This is a genomic window from Gloeocapsopsis sp. IPPAS B-1203 (assembly GCF_002749975.1).
Lineage (GTDB): Bacteria > Cyanobacteriota > Cyanobacteriia > Cyanobacteriales > Chroococcidiopsidaceae > Gloeocapsopsis.
In genome coordinates this window covers 141,798-157,044 of record NZ_PEIG01000001.1, presented here as the reverse complement: position 1 = coordinate 157,044, position 15,247 = coordinate 141,798, and the positions used below count along the sequence as shown (strand labels likewise).

The window sequence follows — 15,247 nt, the reverse complement described above, 5'->3', positions numbered from 1 at the left end:
TCTTGCTTGAGAAAATAATTAGCTAATGTATTATTTTCTCAATAATATATCTGTTAATTTACTTGTTGTCTATTTTCTCAAGTAAATATTTATTTCAGCAGCACATTGTAATTATTGCAATAAATATTTTAATCAAAAGAGTAGAGTATTCTTAATCTCAATCAAAAGTACTATTTTCCAGTACTAAAAATTAGCCTTATTCCACCTAATGTTGTATATAAGCTTGATTAAGTAAAGATATTTTTTAATCAGTTGAGCTGAATGTGAGTTATTAGAAATAAGGTAAGATTGACTACTAATAGTATAGTAATGGTTTATAACTCACGTAAAAGTAATTTATTCTAGTGAAAGTTATACATAAATAGGAAAAAGTAGCGCTAGAAGCCAAATAAAAACAGCATTTTTTATAATTAAGTGAGCGTGATTGTTGATCGCCCATTTCATGCCGGTCAATAGTTAATTGTTGCTCTATTGACTATTAACCATTAACCAACAATCTTTAAGTTACGTTTATTTTCACTCGCTTACTTATATATTAAATTATGTCGCTGGAAAGATGCGATCGCCTTTGTTGTTCTTTAATCTGTAATGAAAATTAGTTTAATGTAAAGTTACTCTTCCAAATTTATGGCAAACGAACAGGAAAAAGATACTCATCGTGCCGTAAACCCTGGCGATGTTATTTCAGAGCAACCCGAAACGATAGAAGAAAAATCTCAGCAGCTTGCGGTAGATTCTCCAGATATTACTGGAGATCATATTGAAGTTCCTGCGTATTTTGTAGTAGATGAGCCAGATGGAGAAGAAAAGGCTCTACATCATGTTAAAGATGCAGAAGAAATTTCAGATGTGATTAGGCAAGCACGAGTTGACGAAGAGGGCGACCGTAAGTGGTGGTAAACTCATACAACAGCTTACGTTATTAAGATCTTCATAACTTAGCTTGAAAGCTTAACTAAATAATCCAGGGAGCAAGATGCTATCCCTGGATACCAATTTTATAGCAATACAATAAGAGTTCACTATCTCAATAGCGATCGTGACTATGAACTTTCAAGCTGAACATTGTGCTTTATGGTACTTACATGACAGCTTACTTGCTATCATCAAATGCAACTTGCGGAATACCCATACTGTAATTAACGACGCGCCCTTGAAGATTGTAGCCAATTTGACTACTTTGCAAGAGATGACGGATAAAATGCTCTAAATCTGACCCAATCCGGCGAAGATTGTAATCAGTTAAATCGGCACCACTATAAGACTCTACCAAGTCATCAAACTTGCGGTACACCTGTTGGAGAGCATCTTCATTCCAGTTGAATTCGTTATCTGGGTCTACATCCAGTGTTAGAACTTGGTTACTAGGCACTAGTTCACCATCTTTATCCACTTCAGCAGAAAAGATGCGTACATGGCGGGTTGTGGACTTAAGAAGCTGATCTTCCATAGGTGGATGATTGAACAGAGGAATCACACTGAACTCATTTTAGACCGGATCTGCATAAGTTTATGCCCATAATTTCAGCGAGTGCGCTTTTCGAGAGCGCCAAAGGCGATCGCGCTTAACGTGAAATCATTCCTGTTTGGCGGGCATAGGCAAAAATGCCGCCTGCATCAATAACTGGTCTAACTTCACCTAAAGACTTAAGAACGTATACTTTATCTAGGGAATGGTTAGTAATTTGATTTTGGTCAAAGTCAATCGTGACCTCTTGACCAGTCTGGAACTCATCGCACAGACGTTCTACTGATTCCCAAGGGTAGAGTTCACCCGTAGCTGCACAGTTACGAAAAAAAATCCGTGCATAAGATTGTGCTACAACTGCTTTAACACCGGAAGCACCCAAGGCGATCGGTGCGTGTTCTCGCGAGGAGCCACAACCAAAGTTTTCTCCTGCCACGATAATTGGATATTCTGTCTTCGCTTGCCCTGGAGCAACAAACTTGCCATATCGATCAGGCAACCCAATTAAAGCATAACTTCCCAACTTCTCATACTCATCAAGCTTAGAAGGGACTAGTGTTAAGTACTCTGCAGGAATAATCTGATCTGTATCTATATTGTCGTCAACAACAAAAATTTTACCTTGAATGACTTTGCTCATTGGTAATCTCCTGTAACTTCGCATAATGCTACTTTTCCAAAATAGCAATAAAGAGAGAATAGTAAAAAAAAATCTCAGTATTTCTGCGTTACTTACTACATTCTGACTAGCAAATTTTTAACATTAGATCAACCTAATTTTTGTTTAGAGCAGCTTACAATTGTACTTCAGTTGAAATTTCCTCTATATATTTCTTTAATAAGGAATTTATTTTCTGATTTAGCTAGGTGTTAATAAATACAAGCGTGCTAATGGAACTTGTCTGCTAAGTGAAACTTAGAAACCATTGGCACCGTCATATATAAAAAATTAGACAACTCTTACAAACTCCTTACAGAAACTTTATTGTATTTCAGCTTAAAGGCTGAATAATAGTGATTGACCATATTGATTCTAATTTTCCGGTTTTTAAAATTTGTCAAGAAAAGTTAAAGTGAGGTGGCTGAGATTTATTAATCTGTGTTGAAAATAAACATCCAGTGAATTTAGATTAAGACCGATATATCAGTTATTTACTTAATTACTACAAAAAATTGGATATTTAAAAGTATGAAATCTGATGCAATACCACCCCAACAAAGCAAAGTCGAAGTCGGCGTTTACGAGTGCAACGTTCAGCTCAAATTTCGACTAATTGAAGAAAAATGTATTTTACGTAATCGCGAAGACTTACTAGAGTTGCTGATCGAGGCGTTTGCTAGTGGAGCTGATGAGTATATGGAACCTTTGCAGGCACACGTAGAAGCACAGGAAATTTCTGAGCTAGAAGCCTCGCCGCAAATGCGCCGGCAACTGATGCGGTTACGAAATTCATCTGATTTGGCGTAAAAGCATCTTTTTTCATAAGAGTGTTGACAAAATCACGGTAAGCTCGCTATCCTAATAAAAGTGCAAATCAGACGCCCCCATCGTCTAGAGGCCTAGGACACCTCCCTTTCACGGAGGCGACGGGGATTCGAATTCCCCTGGGGGTATAAAAACAATACGTTTTGGATTAGTTCAAGGAAGGTTAAAATTGCCTTCCTTGACTGCTTTTAGGGAATTGTAACTTTTGCACAATACCATTAATAGGCGTTGATAACCGCTTAATCCCTGCTATTTTTTAGTCAGATTTTAGTCAGAAATTTTAATTCAAGTTTTGGCGGTCTGGGGCGCTCTGGTCTGAGCATCAGGACATTGAAAGCTCGCTGATGTACATCTTCAGTAATCCAGTGATGGTAATTATTTGAATGAACCTGAACGCTATGACCCATTTGTTGGGCTGCCAAGCTGATATCTAATCCAAATTCCAACGTCCGCACTGCCCAGCGGTGTCTCAAGGTATAAAGTTGGAAGGGTAACTTGAAGTCCCCAAAGTAGTGACTACAGCTTTCTCCGATCGCGGTATTGGGTCGGTCTAATCTAATATTGGGTAGCCTGACATCTTGGAGTTGAAACTCATCAAACCATTCTGGGTAACAAGCCCAAACTAACCGCGCTCCTGTCTTGGTATTTTCCAGAACCGACACAATATTAGAACCGTTTGTCAGCCGCTCTAAATCAAGTCGGAAAACTTCATGGGGTCTTAATCCATAGGTCGCAATTCATTCCATAGACCCACCGCCAGCCAGGATTAGTAATTTTGTACCACCACTGAGCAATTGTTAGATCGTCAGGTAAATCTCTGGGAGATACCCGATTAGGCGAATAGTTACCAGACAAGTCTGAGGGATTGTATTCTAATTGAGCAAACCGAGCTAGGGCAGCGATCGCCATGCAAGCCCGTTTTCTGGTTTTAGTATTGGGTGGGGTTGAGAGAATTACCTGTTCTAGAACCTCAACAGTTAGCGTTACGTCTTGAGGTAATCGCTTAAATATCTTCCAGTAATCTCCTTTCCATGAAGTCTCACTTCTACCATCATTAAAAAACTGCACTTTATATTGCTCTATATATTCTGAAACTGAAATTAGCGCGGGTGACTTCTGAAAGCTATATACAGCAGTGTTTTTAGCAGAGGTAACAGTCTTTAACCCTAGATCAGAAATTTTTTTCTTGAGAATTCGTGTAACCGTTCGGCTGAAGAGTATAATTAAGGTATAAAAGTTATACATTTTTTATACTTTTCAGGTTGGACTTTGAGTTTGACGAGAAAAAGAGCGATTCAAATAAACAGAAGCATGGCATTGACTTTACAGAAGCTCAATCACTGTGGAGTGATGCCAATTGCATCCAGATTCCTGCAAGAACCGAGGACGAGCCGCGATATTTAATCGTTGGGAAAATCGCGGATAAGTGCTGGTCAGCAGTCATCACCTATCGCAGCCTGAAAATACGGATTATTTCAGTACGCCGTGCGAGAGCAGAAGAGGTAGCAATTTATGAAGGCAAGTGAGTTTGACGAAAAATTTGATGCTGGGGAAGACGTTACCGAATTTTTAGATTTATCAACAGCCGAGCGTCCTGGTCATTTGCTCAAGCGAGTCAACGTTGATTTTCCCGTGTGGATGATTGACGCACTTGATCAAGAAGCCTCGCGTCTAGGAGTGTCACGCCAATCAATTATCAAAGTGTGGTTAGCCGAGCGACTAGAAGCACACTGATAAATTATTTGTCCTCTCTTGAAAACATGCGCTCCTAATACTAATGCATTGCTGTCGCTTGATACAGTATTTACCAGACAACTTAAGCAGCTTGGACTACTTTGCAGAAGTGTTGTTATCGTGTTGTGTACGATTGTGGACTAGTTAACTAGTCCCTTATTTCGTACGACTTGTGTAGAAAACTCGTGTAACACTGGTAAAGGAGATAACCACGCATGGACGAAGAACAGACAATTCAACTCCAGAAATTACAGAAACTAAACGGATTTATGGTGAGCAACGTAGACTGCCTCGCCGTCGTCCTCTAGAAGATATTAGGTTTAGATATGCAGAGCTACATCTGTGGGGAATGACTAAGCCAGTCACGCTAGTTGATACTCTAGGCAATCGTGACAAACCACTGGTAAGCGTTTTGAGCTAGTGTTACCAAATGTTATTCACTAGCCTTTTCCTGATTATTGATTCTGTACGTTTTCCATAATTGATACTACTTCCTTGATAACGGCTTTACCTTTACCAAAACTATTGGTTGGGTAATTAAGGGTTTCTTTAAGCATAGATAATACTTTTTGATTATGTACGTTATCTATACTGTTGGTATTATCACCCCGATCTAAACGTTTTGCGTAGTTTAGTAATTCTTGGGCAAAACATTCAGGTACTCGGATAGCAACAGTCTTTTTGTTATTCCAGGGAGACGGTCTACCTGACCCTTCACGCGAACCACCACGACCAGACATAGACATAAATTACTTTATAGGTTATGTACACTATCATATTAATACAAGCAATGATTCTGTACAATATCTATATGATGTGATATTGTGGCAATATTGAAGATAGGAGAATATGTAGTTGAAGGTACGTGAGGTCATCAAGCTGATAGAGGCTGATGGTTGGGTTACTAGTACGTACCAGAGGGAGTCACCGACATTACCACCATTCAAATAAGCCTGGGACGGTCACGATACCTGGAAAGCCATCTGATGATTTATCCCCTGGATTGCTCAACAGTATTTTGAGACAAGCTGGATTAAAAGGTTGAAGTTATGAAATACGCAATCGTGATTGAAAAAGCAGAGAGTAATTACGGGGCTTACGTTCCTGATTTACCTGGATGTGTTGCGACAGGTCAAACCGTAGAGGAGACTTTACAACAGATACAAGAGGCGATCGCATTTCATTTGGAGGGAATGCTGCTGCATGGTGAAGTCATTCCTGAACCTACTAGCTTGTGCCAATACGTAAATGTTCAAGTACCATCGGTTGAGCAGGCTGCTGGTACGTCAACAAAGGTAATCTCCTAGTACTTTTTAGTCAGATTTTAGGCACAAATTTCTTAAGAATTCTCTAATGCTGTTACCAAGGGCATTTTAGTGACTTGCTAGGAGGATTCGAATTCCCCTGGGGGTATTTAAAGCCCAGTTAAAGGCGTCAAAATGGTGTTGTTAAGGCGAAGTGTACCTTACGATATAAAGGCAAGGGAAAGACTAGGGATGCATCCGGCAACTCTGTTTCCCCAATTTTGATTTACTTACTTATTTTCAGGATTTAAGAAGTAAATAGTTCTGTGACTCTTTGATGAATAGCAATCAAATTTGTTTGCATATCTCTACTTAAACGGCGCTCAATGATCGAAATTGGCATGGTACGCTTCGGTAGAACCCGAACAATGTACTCTAGATTCGTTCCTGCTTGCTCTGCAAGCAGACAAGGCTGCAAGCACCAACTACCAGAGAAGTCTTTGAAGTCACCTTCAACCATTTGAAAATTGATTTCTTGAGGAAATTTTTCTTCTAGGTCAAGAATCACTCGTGCGGAGAAGTTGAAATTAAGCAAGCGTTGGGTACCAACTTGCTCTAGGCGAATACCACCTGCGGGATGTTCAAGGCGATGGCTACGAGCTAAATTTGGGATAAAGTCGGCTAATGTCTCATAGTCGGTGAGGACTTGCCAAACTTGCTCAATTGAATGAGGAATTTGAATACGAGCAGAAATTCTCCGGTGTCGCTCAGCTAAGCGCTCAGTTCGCACTTTCACCGCCTGTAACAATGCTTCTGTTGCTCCCAAACTTGTCGCATTGTTGAGCGCAGCGGTATTTGAGACTAGTTCCAGGTTAGGGTTGTGTTGAGTCACTGTTGTCCTAAGTTTGAGCTTGGTTCAAAGTTAATGGTAACGTCAGCGTAAAGCAAATTTCACTATTACCAGATTGACTGATAGTACTAGAAACTGCGATCGCACCATCAATGTGTTGTACTAAACACTTTACCAAAGCCAGCCCTAAACCAGTGCCTTGAATTGCTTGTTGGGTCACACCTTGACCGCGACGAAACTTATCAAAAATGTGGGTAACATCCTCTGCAGCAATACCAGGACCATGATTAATTAATTGTAGGACGATCTGATTATCTTGATGCCGTGCGTTGATAATCACTGTAGAATTGGGTTCAGAATATTTTCCGGCATTAGTTAATAATTCTTGTAGAATACGATGCAAACTTTCAGCATCAGTTTGGAGTAGTAGAGGTGTTTTAGGAAGATTTACAGTGAAAGCTAGTCCTTTATCTTTCCACTTATCTGCAAACAAACACGCGATATGCTCAAGTTGAGCGGCAAGATTGACTGTTTCTACATTCAAGAGTGCTTTATGCGATTCAAGTTCCTGAAGTCTGAGGAGATCGTTAATTAAATTGATTTCTTGAGAACACTGTTGCTCTAAAATATCTAAATACTTAGCTTGTCGTTCTGTGGGTAATCCAGGTTGACGTAGCATCCGAATCGCTAAGCTCATACTCGTTAACGGCGTTCGTAGTTCGTGATTCATGGTACTCACAAACTCATCTTTTAATTGATTGAGTTGCCGCAACTGGTCAATTTGCTGGCGAGTTTTTTCATATAATTTTGCCTGAACTTCCAAGCTGCGTTGTAGTTGAGCCGTGCGTTCTTCTACTAAAGATTGGACTTGGCGCAGAGTTTGGCTTTGAATAATCGCAGTACTGATTTGAGTGCTGACCAGTTCGAGTAAAGCTAGCTCGTCTTCTTGCCAAAGATGAGCGTATGAATGCTGTAATACAATAAATCCCAGCACTGTACCCTGATTTTCTAGTGGTAGCATGGCTAAAGATTGCCAAGAATGAACATCAAAGACATCAGGAGTTTCTTGCTGGTGGTTCAGTTGAGAGAACTTTTCTTGACTATTAATAACAATTGGTTGGGGAAAGTTTAGTAGTCCTTGCTGACACAACCAACTTTCCGAAAGCGAGAACTGATTGATAGAACTACGATTCGTCGCTAAGTCGGCATGACAGCCTTGCCATTCACTGACAACTGTAGCTATGGCTTGAGGAATTTTCTTCTGCCGTTGACGGACTTTGAATAAAGGATCTGCGTACTTTAAAGTAAGAATACAACCGCGATCTACTTTGAGTGTTTGAGCTGTTTGGGAGAGTGCTAGCTGAAAAATGCGATCTAATTCTAAGGAACTGCGGCTAGCCATTGTGATTTGGTTGATCAATGTTTGATATTGTGCTGAAGTTGCGACTTGCTGCTGTAAAGAAGCGATCAACCGATTTTGTAAGATTTGAGTAATGGCAATTGCTACCGATGTTGCCACAGCCAAAGCACTTGCTTGTTCTTCATCACTCCAATGATAAGGTTGTGCACGCAGAAAACTGATAACACCGCCGATTTTACCTTCACACCAAAGCGGTATACCCAAAATTGCTCCTACTTCAAGTGGTAGCTGTGCTGTGAGATTAGGCATTGCTGCCTTAACATCGTCAAATACAAATAGGTGGGATGCAGACGCCAATGCGAATTGTTGTAGTGAAGATAATAATGGTTGCTGGGGAACTGTCAAATTCTCATTTGAGCACCAATGACCAACTATTTGAGCTGTATCTTGCTCGTCAGCTGTCGTGATAATAGTACACCAGTCTACCTGAAAAGCCTCTCCTAGAATTTGTGCTATTTTCGGTAGCCGCGTTTCGTTATCAGAGTCATGCAAGATAATCTGATTGATTTGTTCTCCCAGATGGGCGGATTCTATTTGATGCTGCATCAATCTAACTGAATATTTTTGCGAGCAATTAGTTTCATCTGGGCAATGAGATTGCGACGATAAAAGCGGCTGCATTTTTGGCTTGCTCTGTTGTAGTAGTCGCACAGATTGACAGAACGATACTTTAGACATCCCTTGATTTTTATGCTTAGCAATACACTATTGACTGTTGCCCATGAATGAGTTGACACAATTGCTCACCTCACAGCTAATACTTTCCTATTTAGGATGCCCCTACTGAGAAAGATTTAGACAACGAATAATTAAAAAACATAGAAGAATTGATGAAACCAACGCTGAGAATTTATTGCTCCACAATATCCTGCCTGCAGCTATAGAGAATCAGTAGATTCGCTGATTATGAGCAACTATTTAATCAGAACCAACTAGCTAAAATGCTTATGAGAAAATGTTTCTCCCTAAGAGATGTAAAGTTTTTACATAAAATTTTAAATAAAGTTTTTCCGTGAAATTTTAGAGCGGCGGGAAGTATGTTGCCCGCCACTACCTATGAGTTACTAAAAACTTCAAGCTATTCTCAGTAAAGTACTACATAAGTAAACTATTCATGCTGATGGGAACCAAATCTCCGTAGGTAGTTAACCCCAATAGCATAGATTCTTGTGGTTGAATTGATTGTCCTGTAATCACACAGTGTTCTTCTTTCTGAGCTGTTGCTGCAATACTAGCTCGGATATCAGCTGGTGAGTGCACATAGTCACTAGATTTCTGCTGTACGTATTTCCACAGAATATCTCGGATCAACGCTTGATAACCTTGATTACCAGCAAGTTCTTTGAGGCGATCTTTTAGTTCTTTTTCCAAGCGAATGCTGGTGACTTCCATTTCTGTAGTTGCCGTGCGTGTGAGTGTATGCATTTTTTCTCCTGAAATATCTAGACAGGTTAGTAATACAAGTGTAGTATGTTTAAAGTAATGTTCAAATATTACTCTCAACTGTAGGCATCCAGCCTGTAGTTTTTTGCAGTATGCGCCAAGATTAGGCTGTATCCTAACCAAAGTTCGTCAAGCCCTCCACGCAAGAGAAAGCTTCCTGTGAAACGTACCGACTCTACTTCTGTTTCTGTGATTTTTACCCTAAGTGTTGATCTGTGGGAATTAAAAGTTATTGAACTGAAAAGATTAGGCACAAGTAGCAAGTTTATCCAAAAAATAAGAGGCGATCGCTTAAATCATTGGCAAGCTAGAAAAGTTAAGGGTGAAAATTTAGCAGATTTGTGTAATGTGCTATTAACTGCACTACAACTAAAGAAGCTGAGCGGGAGGTGTAGATGGCACATTATACCTACACAAAGATAAAAGGATTTAAAGGTCTTTCCCAGCCCCTGCTTCTCGCGTACAGAAGTGGGGGTTTTTATATAGGAGCTAGGTTATTATGATTGCAAATCAAGTATTAGACCAGTCAGTAGTTGTATTTTCCAAAAATTATCTTCCGATCAGTAAAGTTAACGTCCGACGAGCTGTTCAACTATTAATTGCAGGTAAAGCTGAAGCACTAGATTTAGTTCAAGAGACAAGCTGGTTCGTGCGATCGCCAAGTATTGTACTTGCAGTTCCAGCTTATATTCGATTAACAGTTGCTAGTGTCGAGCGAATTTGGAAAGTTCCGCCAGTCAATCGGCGCGAAGTGCTGCGACGCGACAACCATACTTGTCAATACTGTAGCAGCCGCAAACATTTGACACTCGATCATGTCCTTCCAGTATCTAGAGGTGGTTTACACACTTGGGATAATGTTGTCACGGCTTGCGAGAGGTGTAACCAACGTAAAAGCGATCGCACTCCTCTTGAAGCTGGTATGCCTCTACACACTAAACCAAAAGCACCAATGCACCCCACGGTTGCTTTTGCCGAACATTTTTGGCGATCTGAGCCATTTCCACCTGAAATAGGAGGAACTTCAAAGCACAATGCTGAAACTAACATATCTTGATAAGAATTTCTGTTTAGAGTACTTAACGCAACCACTAGAGGAATGGGTAGCACTGCGAGTTACTTTGGCACTCCGAGTCGGTAAACGCATCTGTGTTGAACCTAGCATGGCTTCGTTTTTATTACCTGCTGATTTACCAGGGTTGGATTCTCTAGAGACTGAGGCTCGACGCTTCAAAGAGGATACAATTACGCTGTGTGCTTGTGACGCAGATTATATCGAAGTCTCTCTTCAAGGTACTTGGCTAACATCCGATACAGAGACTGAAGAAGGTATTTTTGTGACTACTTTGTACTATGTAGTTGAGTGTTTACTGTCTAAGCTTTGGCAAGAAGCTCAAATGGGCGCAACTGTTGTGGGAGAGTAAAACTATTTGAGATGCGATCGCATAAGAGCACTGCGGCTGATTGAATCTAAGTCCTTAGATAGGGTATGCACTATATTCCCCGATCTTAAGCTGAATGTGTGTTCAGTTATGTAATGCGAGAAAATTGATATGTCTAGCGGTCATGCCAATCATAAAGGTACTTCTGACAAACCGAATACAAATGCTGAAGGTGTCATGGATGTTGCTGCGGACAAAACCGTCGCTCCTGAAGATCTTCTACCCGAAGGAGCTACTACAAATACGACAAGAACGCAAGAATTTGTAGATTATCCTCCTGCAACACAACGTCCTGCAGAAGAACCAAATTCGTAATCAAGTACAATCATAAACGCCTTCTGACTGAAGTCAGGGGCTACTCAAACAAAGTGTACCTTTGTACACTTAAACAAGACTTTTATCAATAAGTTCACCCTGGTAGATTTTCCTTTGTTCGGCTGCTAATTTATTCGTCAAGCATTCATGCAAGAGTTTTTTTTGTATACTTTATGGTTTGTTTTCAAAAATGAAAACTCAAATTGGATTGCTATATAGGTGTTGTTTGTGAATGTAGTTTCCGAAAGTAGAGTTCTGCAAGTAGAAAACTTTAGCTCTACTTTCTATTAAAAATCGTCAATGAATTTTAAATTATCTGTGAGAATAATGCACTTCAACAACACAACGTCAAAGTCAAATTAAATCTAATTTAAATTATTTTTCAAGTATTCTTTAATTAAAAAATGGCTGATATTAAATCATTAAGCCAAATCTCGGATACGATTTGGGAAATTCCTCTCTCGTACAAAGAAGGAATGCGCGTTCCAGCACGTATTTATGGAACGGAAAAATTAATCCAGGAAATGGATGATGCTGTTTATGACCAAGTTACTAATGTAGCAACACTTCCAGGGATAACTCAATATGCCTTGTGTATGCCAGACGGACACTTTGGCTATGGCTTCCCTATTGGTGGAGTTGCGGCTATGGATGTCGAAAATGGCGGCGTTATCTCTCCTGGTGGTATCGGGTTTGATATCAATTGTGGAATGCGTTTGGTAGTGACAAACCTGACGTATGACGAGGTAAAACCGTATATTAAAAAAATTGTCGATCGGCTGTATGAACGAGTTCCTGCAGGGGTAGGAAGCAGTGGCTTTGTCAAAATATCCCGTAATGAATTTCGCAAAGTCGTCGAACGAGGTGCACAGTGGTGCGTTGAAAATGGTTATGGTTGGGATGAAGATTTAGAACTGATAGAAGAACAAGGTTGTATTGCAGGTGCGGATGCTGCCAAGATTAGTGAAAAAGCAATTGATCGTGGTTTTAATCAAATTGGAACTTTAGGTTCTGGAAACCATTATCTAGAAATTCAGGTTGCTAAAAAGAAGGATATTTTTGATACCGAATTAGCAGCAAAAATGGGTATTACTCAACCAGATCAGGTCGTTGTGATGTTTCACTGTGGTAGTCGTGGTTTTGGACATCAAGTAGCGACTGATTATCTGCAAGTTTTCCTCAAGGTGATGGAAAGCAAGTATGGCATCAAAATTTTGGACCGCGAGTTAGCTTGTGCGCCATTTGATTCGCCTGAAGGACAAGCCTATTTTTCGGCGATGAAGTGCGGTTTAAATATGTCGTTTGCTAATCGTCAAGTGATCTTACACCGGATTCGTGAAGTTTTTTCGGAGATTTTTGGGCGTTCCGCAGAAGATTTAGGAATGCATGTGGTATATGACGTAGCGCATAATACGGCTAAACTAGAACGTCATGTAGTAGATGGTAAAGAGCGATCGCTTTTAGTACATCGTAAAGGTGCAACTCGTGCATTTGCGCCTGGAATGATGGGTGTTCCTGAGAAGTACCAACATATCGGTCAACCAGTGATTATTGGTGGCAGTATGGAAACTGGTTCTTACTTGTTATTAGGTGTACCCAGTGGCGCACAAAGTTTCTTTAGCACGGCGCATGGAAGTGGACGTACGATGAGTCGAACCAAGGCGCGAAAAACGTTTCGAGGTGAAAAACTGCAAAAAGAGATGCAAACGCGGGGTATTTACGTCCGCAGTACCTCGTGGGCTGGTTTAGCAGAAGAAGCTGGAGGCGCTTACAAAGACGTTGATGAAGTGATTGAAGCCGCAGAATTAGCCGGAATTAGCAAAAGAGTCGTGCGTTTTACACCTATTGGGAATATCAAAGGCTAGGTGACTTTTGATTTTTAGCAAGCTGTTATAAAAACAGATATAAACTATGGAACCGCGCATTCCACTTACAGTTATTACAGGTTCACTAGGTAGCGGTAAAACGACTTTGCTACGTCACATTCTTGATTCGATTCCTCAAAAAATTGCTATTTTGATGAACGAGTTTGGTGAAATTGCGATTGATACCAAGATCATTCAAGGTAAAAATGTGGCAATGGCAGATCTGGGTGGTGGATGTGTTTGTTGTTCGCTACTTGGGGAATTTGAAGCTGCAGTTGACGAAATCATCGAGACAGTTAATCCTGATATGATTGTGGTGGAAACAACGGGTGTAGCAGAACCTGATGCATTAGTATTTGATATTCAAGAAAGTTTAACTAAAGTCCGATTGGATGGTGTAGTGACTGTCGTTGATGCTGATGCGATGGTGAGATATCCTAGTGTTGGTCACACGACACGAATGCAAATTGAAGCCGCAGATACAATATTACTCAATAAAGTTGATTTAGTAACAGAAGAACAATTGCAAGCAATCGAAACAAAGTTGCACTCGTATAACGAAGTTGCTGAAATTTTACATACTCAACGCTGTCAAGTCGATCCAGATTTGTTATTTGGTATTGTGAGAGAGCGACTACAACCAGAACCTCATCATGTTCATCAACCTGAGTTTGAGTCATTTAGTTATAAAACGCAGGCTACTTTAAAGCGAGCATGTTTTGAGGATTTTGCCGATAAATTAATAGAAAAAGACATGTATCGAGCAAAAGGTTTTATAAGGTTTACCGAGCAAATTTATCTATTTAATTTTGTAGCTGGACGATGGGATTTAGAACCATTTGAGCAAGATGCTACAGAGTTAGTTTTTATTGGTAGACAAGTCAAAAAATATCAACAAGAAATTATCGATCAGTTGAAAAGATGTGAGAAGATATATGCCTTATGAGTATTTAGAAGATGTTGCGATCGCAGACATTGCTTTTCACGTTTGGGGAGAAAACTTAGAAGAATTATTCATCGCGGCGGGTGATGCAACAATTAATACAATGATTGATAATATTGATGCGATCGCACTCCAAGAAACTCGCACATTTAACTTGGAAAATGACGCGCTAGATATGTTGCTATTCAACTTTCTTCAAGAATTTATTTATTACAAAGATAGTGAATTATTACTACTGCGTCCACAAAAAGTTAAGTTAGAACAAAAAGAAATATACCAGCTTCAAGCAGTTACAAAAGGAGAAAAGCTTGATCCTAATAAACATCATCAGCGCGTAGATGTCAAAGCTGTAACGCTACACCGTTTTCAATTAGAAAAAACTGCTAATGGTTGGCAAGCTATGGTAATTTTAGATATTTGATAGTAGGTAGCACGACCGTGCTTGTAGGCTGCATATTAAATTTGTATATGCCTAACTTCGATGAATAATACTCGTCAGGTTAAAATTAGTAAATATCTCAGCAAGCATCTGCGTCATCAACCGGAACGTCTTGGTTTAAAGTTAGCTCCTGGCGGCTGGGTTAACGTAGATGAATTATTAACGGCTTGTGCTAAAAATGCCTTTCCGATTAGCCGTAGTGAGTTAGATGAAGTTGTTGCTAAAAATGACAAACAACGCTTTTCTTTTGATGTTACTGGTAATTTAATTCGAGCCAATCAAGGGCATAGTGTAGAAATTGACTTACAATTAAAACCTGCTATTCCTCCCAATGTGCTGTATCACGGTGGACATAAAGCTGTAGATTTGATTCAGCAATATGGATTAAACAAAATGTCGCGACATCACGTGCATTTATCACCAGACATTGAAACAGCGCGTAAAGTTGGTGCTAGACACGGACACCCAGTTGTGTTTGCTATTGATGCAGGTGCAATGCAGCAAGCAGGTTATACTTTTTACTGTTCTGATAATAGTGTTTGGTTAGTAGATAGCGTACCAGCAGATTATCTACACCGCATTTAATTAGGTGTGAAAA

General features: G+C 39.9%; 22 protein-coding genes, 1 tRNA gene and 1 pseudogene. 15 read left to right on the top strand and 9 right to left on the bottom strand.

Translation table 11 applies throughout. The annotated features are described in order from the left end of the window. Positions 1-627: 627 nt before the first annotated feature. Entirely contained in the window at positions 628-900 is a 273-nt protein-coding gene (locus tag CSQ79_RS00745) for a hypothetical protein (protein WP_099699300.1), read from the top strand. A 193-nt stretch (positions 901-1,093) separates the two neighbouring features. Here CSQ79_RS00745 and CSQ79_RS00740 read toward each other — a convergent pair whose 3' ends face one another. Continuing rightward, positions 1,094-1,450 (bottom strand): NAD(P)H-quinone oxidoreductase subunit M, encoded by a 357-nt coding sequence (locus tag CSQ79_RS00740; RefSeq protein WP_099699755.1) that lies wholly within the window; start codon positions 1,448-1,450, stop codon positions 1,094-1,096. 115 nt (positions 1,451-1,565) lie between these two features. Then, a complete protein-coding gene (locus CSQ79_RS00735) occupies positions 1,566-2,108 on the bottom strand; it encodes a LeuD/DmdB family oxidoreductase small subunit (protein WP_099699299.1) in 543 nt (180 codons plus the stop codon). Positions 2,109-2,657: 549 nt separating this feature from the next. On the opposite strand from CSQ79_RS00735, the gene CSQ79_RS00730 reads away from it, so the two are divergent. After that, the gene (locus tag CSQ79_RS00730) at positions 2,658-2,936 is read left to right on the top strand and encodes an Npun_R1517 family heterocyst differentiation transcriptional regulator (protein WP_099699298.1); all 279 of its coding nucleotides are present in this window, start codon (positions 2,658-2,660) and stop codon (positions 2,934-2,936) included. Between the two features lie 73 nt (positions 2,937-3,009). Next, positions 3,010-3,082: transfer RNA gene (locus CSQ79_RS00725), tRNA-Glu, on the top strand. A gap of 132 nt (positions 3,083-3,214) precedes the next feature. Here the strand turns inward: CSQ79_RS00725 and CSQ79_RS27240 are convergent. Together CSQ79_RS27240 and CSQ79_RS27235 are read right to left on the bottom strand one after the other, a co-directional pair. After that, positions 3,215-3,616 carry a site-specific integrase gene (locus CSQ79_RS27240; protein ID WP_289500147.1) on the bottom strand — a complete coding sequence of 134 codons (402 nt, stop codon included), beginning with the start codon at positions 3,614-3,616 and terminating at the stop codon, positions 3,215-3,217. 46 nt (positions 3,617-3,662) lie between these two features. After that, on the bottom strand, positions 3,663-4,022 hold the full coding sequence (locus tag CSQ79_RS27235) for a hypothetical protein (RefSeq protein ID WP_289500146.1): 360 nt from the start codon (positions 4,020-4,022) through the stop codon (positions 3,663-3,665). A 194-nt stretch (positions 4,023-4,216) separates the two neighbouring features. Between CSQ79_RS27235 and CSQ79_RS00715 the strand changes: the two genes are divergently transcribed. Both CSQ79_RS00715 and brnA read left to right on the top strand, forming a co-directional pair. Beyond that, positions 4,217-4,480: a BrnT family toxin gene (locus tag CSQ79_RS00715; protein ID WP_099699297.1), complete on the top strand. Its 264-nt coding sequence runs from the start codon at positions 4,217-4,219 to the stop codon at positions 4,478-4,480. Further along, the gene (brnA, locus tag CSQ79_RS00710; protein WP_099699296.1) at positions 4,467-4,688 is read left to right on the top strand and encodes a type II toxin-antitoxin system BrnA family antitoxin; all 222 of its coding nucleotides are present in this window, start codon (positions 4,467-4,469) and stop codon (positions 4,686-4,688) included. Before CSQ79_RS00715 ends, brnA begins: the two co-directional genes overlap by 14 nt. A gap of 455 nt (positions 4,689-5,143) precedes the next feature. Here the strand turns inward: brnA and CSQ79_RS00705 are convergent, their stop codons facing one another. After that, positions 5,144-5,428, bottom strand: coding sequence for a hypothetical protein (locus tag CSQ79_RS00705; protein ID WP_289500145.1), 285 nt, complete (start codon positions 5,426-5,428; stop codon positions 5,144-5,146). 115 nt (positions 5,429-5,543) lie between these two features. Here CSQ79_RS00705 and CSQ79_RS00700 point away from each other — a divergent pair. Then, positions 5,544-5,733: pseudogene (locus CSQ79_RS00700) on the top strand (type II toxin-antitoxin system HicA family toxin). A 4-nt stretch (positions 5,734-5,737) separates the two neighbouring features. Continuing rightward, positions 5,738-5,995, top strand: a complete 258-nt coding sequence (locus CSQ79_RS00695; RefSeq protein ID WP_099699294.1) for a type II toxin-antitoxin system HicB family antitoxin — start codon at positions 5,738-5,740, stop codon at positions 5,993-5,995. A gap of 244 nt (positions 5,996-6,239) precedes the next feature. On the opposite strand, the gene CSQ79_RS00690 is transcribed toward CSQ79_RS00695, so the two are convergent. The 4 genes from CSQ79_RS00690 to CSQ79_RS00680 form a co-directional block, all read right to left on the bottom strand. After that, positions 6,240-6,824, bottom strand: coding sequence for an SRPBCC family protein (locus CSQ79_RS00690; protein ID WP_099699293.1), 585 nt, complete (start codon positions 6,822-6,824; stop codon positions 6,240-6,242). 7 nt (positions 6,825-6,831) lie between these two features. After that, positions 6,832-8,748 (bottom strand): sensor histidine kinase, encoded by a 1,917-nt coding sequence (locus tag CSQ79_RS00685; RefSeq protein WP_289500142.1) that lies wholly within the window; start codon positions 8,746-8,748, stop codon positions 6,832-6,834. Beyond that, positions 8,748-8,939, bottom strand: a complete 192-nt coding sequence (locus CSQ79_RS27230; RefSeq protein ID WP_289500140.1) for a hypothetical protein — start codon at positions 8,937-8,939, stop codon at positions 8,748-8,750. The genes CSQ79_RS00685 and CSQ79_RS27230 overlap by 1 nt, the downstream gene beginning before the upstream one ends. Positions 8,940-9,297: 358 nt before the next feature. Beyond that, on the bottom strand, positions 9,298-9,627 hold the full coding sequence (locus tag CSQ79_RS00680) for a ribbon-helix-helix domain-containing protein (protein WP_099699291.1): 330 nt from the start codon (positions 9,625-9,627) through the stop codon (positions 9,298-9,300). 177 nt (positions 9,628-9,804) lie between these two features. Between CSQ79_RS00680 and CSQ79_RS00675 the strand changes: the two genes are divergently transcribed. The 8 genes from CSQ79_RS00675 (at position 9,805) to CSQ79_RS00640 (ending at position 15,234) form a co-directional block, all read left to right on the top strand. Continuing rightward, positions 9,805-10,068 carry a hypothetical protein gene (locus tag CSQ79_RS00675; RefSeq protein WP_099699290.1) on the top strand — a complete coding sequence of 88 codons (264 nt, stop codon included), beginning with the start codon at positions 9,805-9,807 and terminating at the stop codon, positions 10,066-10,068. A 76-nt stretch (positions 10,069-10,144) separates the two neighbouring features. Next, positions 10,145-10,702 carry an HNH endonuclease gene (locus CSQ79_RS00670; protein ID WP_289500138.1) on the top strand — a complete coding sequence of 186 codons (558 nt, stop codon included), beginning with the start codon at positions 10,145-10,147 and terminating at the stop codon, positions 10,700-10,702. Beyond that, on the top strand, positions 10,680-11,069 hold the full coding sequence (locus tag CSQ79_RS00665; RefSeq protein ID WP_099699288.1) for an alr0857 family protein: 390 nt from the start codon (positions 10,680-10,682) through the stop codon (positions 11,067-11,069). The genes CSQ79_RS00670 and CSQ79_RS00665 overlap by 23 nt, the downstream gene beginning before the upstream one ends. 129 nt (positions 11,070-11,198) lie before the next feature. Further along, positions 11,199-11,402, top strand: a complete 204-nt coding sequence (locus CSQ79_RS00660; RefSeq protein ID WP_099699287.1) for a hypothetical protein — start codon at positions 11,199-11,201, stop codon at positions 11,400-11,402. Between the two features lie 404 nt (positions 11,403-11,806). After that, positions 11,807-13,267 carry an RtcB family protein gene (locus CSQ79_RS00655; protein ID WP_099699286.1) on the top strand — a complete coding sequence of 487 codons (1,461 nt, stop codon included), beginning with the start codon at positions 11,807-11,809 and terminating at the stop codon, positions 13,265-13,267. A gap of 46 nt (positions 13,268-13,313) precedes the next feature. Then, complete coding sequence (locus tag CSQ79_RS00650) at positions 13,314-14,213, top strand: CobW family GTP-binding protein (protein WP_099699285.1); 900 nt, start codon at positions 13,314-13,316, stop codon at positions 14,211-14,213. After that, positions 14,203-14,631 (top strand): archease, encoded by a 429-nt coding sequence (locus CSQ79_RS00645; protein ID WP_099699284.1) that lies wholly within the window; start codon positions 14,203-14,205, stop codon positions 14,629-14,631. Before CSQ79_RS00650 ends, CSQ79_RS00645 begins: the two co-directional genes overlap by 11 nt. 60 nt (positions 14,632-14,691) lie before the next feature. After that, positions 14,692-15,234 (top strand): RNA 2'-phosphotransferase, encoded by a 543-nt coding sequence (locus CSQ79_RS00640; RefSeq protein WP_099699283.1) that lies wholly within the window; start codon positions 14,692-14,694, stop codon positions 15,232-15,234. The last annotated feature ends 13 nt before the right edge of the window (positions 15,235-15,247 follow it).

Excerpts from the sequence above, each read along its gene's own strand:
- CSQ79_RS00745 (WP_099699300.1), top strand. The coding sequence starts at position 628 with ATGGCAAACGAACAGGAAAAAGATACTCATCGTGCCGTAAACCCTGGC.
- CSQ79_RS00740 (WP_099699755.1), bottom strand. The coding sequence starts at position 1,450 with ATGGAAGATCAGCTTCTTAAGTCCACAACCCGCCATGTACGCATCTTT.
- CSQ79_RS00735 (WP_099699299.1), bottom strand. The coding sequence starts at position 2,108 with ATGAGCAAAGTCATTCAAGGTAAAATTTTTGTTGTTGACGACAATATA.
- CSQ79_RS00730 (WP_099699298.1), top strand. The coding sequence starts at position 2,658 with ATGAAATCTGATGCAATACCACCCCAACAAAGCAAAGTCGAAGTCGGC.
- brnA (WP_099699296.1), top strand. The coding sequence starts at position 4,467 with ATGAAGGCAAGTGAGTTTGACGAAAAATTTGATGCTGGGGAAGACGTT.
- CSQ79_RS00705 (WP_289500145.1), bottom strand. The coding sequence starts at position 5,428 with ATGTCTGGTCGTGGTGGTTCGCGTGAAGGGTCAGGTAGACCGTCTCCC.
- CSQ79_RS00695 (WP_099699294.1), top strand. The coding sequence starts at position 5,738 with ATGAAATACGCAATCGTGATTGAAAAAGCAGAGAGTAATTACGGGGCT.
- CSQ79_RS00685 (WP_289500142.1), bottom strand. The coding sequence starts at position 8,748 with ATGCAGCATCAAATAGAATCCGCCCATCTGGGAGAACAAATCAATCAG.
- CSQ79_RS00680 (WP_099699291.1), bottom strand. The coding sequence starts at position 9,627 with ATGCATACACTCACACGCACGGCAACTACAGAAATGGAAGTCACCAGC.
- CSQ79_RS00670 (WP_289500138.1), top strand. The coding sequence starts at position 10,145 with ATGATTGCAAATCAAGTATTAGACCAGTCAGTAGTTGTATTTTCCAAA.
- CSQ79_RS00665 (WP_099699288.1), top strand. The coding sequence starts at position 10,680 with ATGCTGAAACTAACATATCTTGATAAGAATTTCTGTTTAGAGTACTTA.
- CSQ79_RS00660 (WP_099699287.1), top strand. The coding sequence starts at position 11,199 with ATGTCTAGCGGTCATGCCAATCATAAAGGTACTTCTGACAAACCGAAT.
- CSQ79_RS00655 (WP_099699286.1), top strand. The coding sequence starts at position 11,807 with ATGGCTGATATTAAATCATTAAGCCAAATCTCGGATACGATTTGGGAA.
- CSQ79_RS00650 (WP_099699285.1), top strand. The coding sequence starts at position 13,314 with ATGGAACCGCGCATTCCACTTACAGTTATTACAGGTTCACTAGGTAGC.
- CSQ79_RS00645 (WP_099699284.1), top strand. The coding sequence starts at position 14,203 with ATGCCTTATGAGTATTTAGAAGATGTTGCGATCGCAGACATTGCTTTT.
- CSQ79_RS00640 (WP_099699283.1), top strand. The coding sequence starts at position 14,692 with ATGAATAATACTCGTCAGGTTAAAATTAGTAAATATCTCAGCAAGCAT.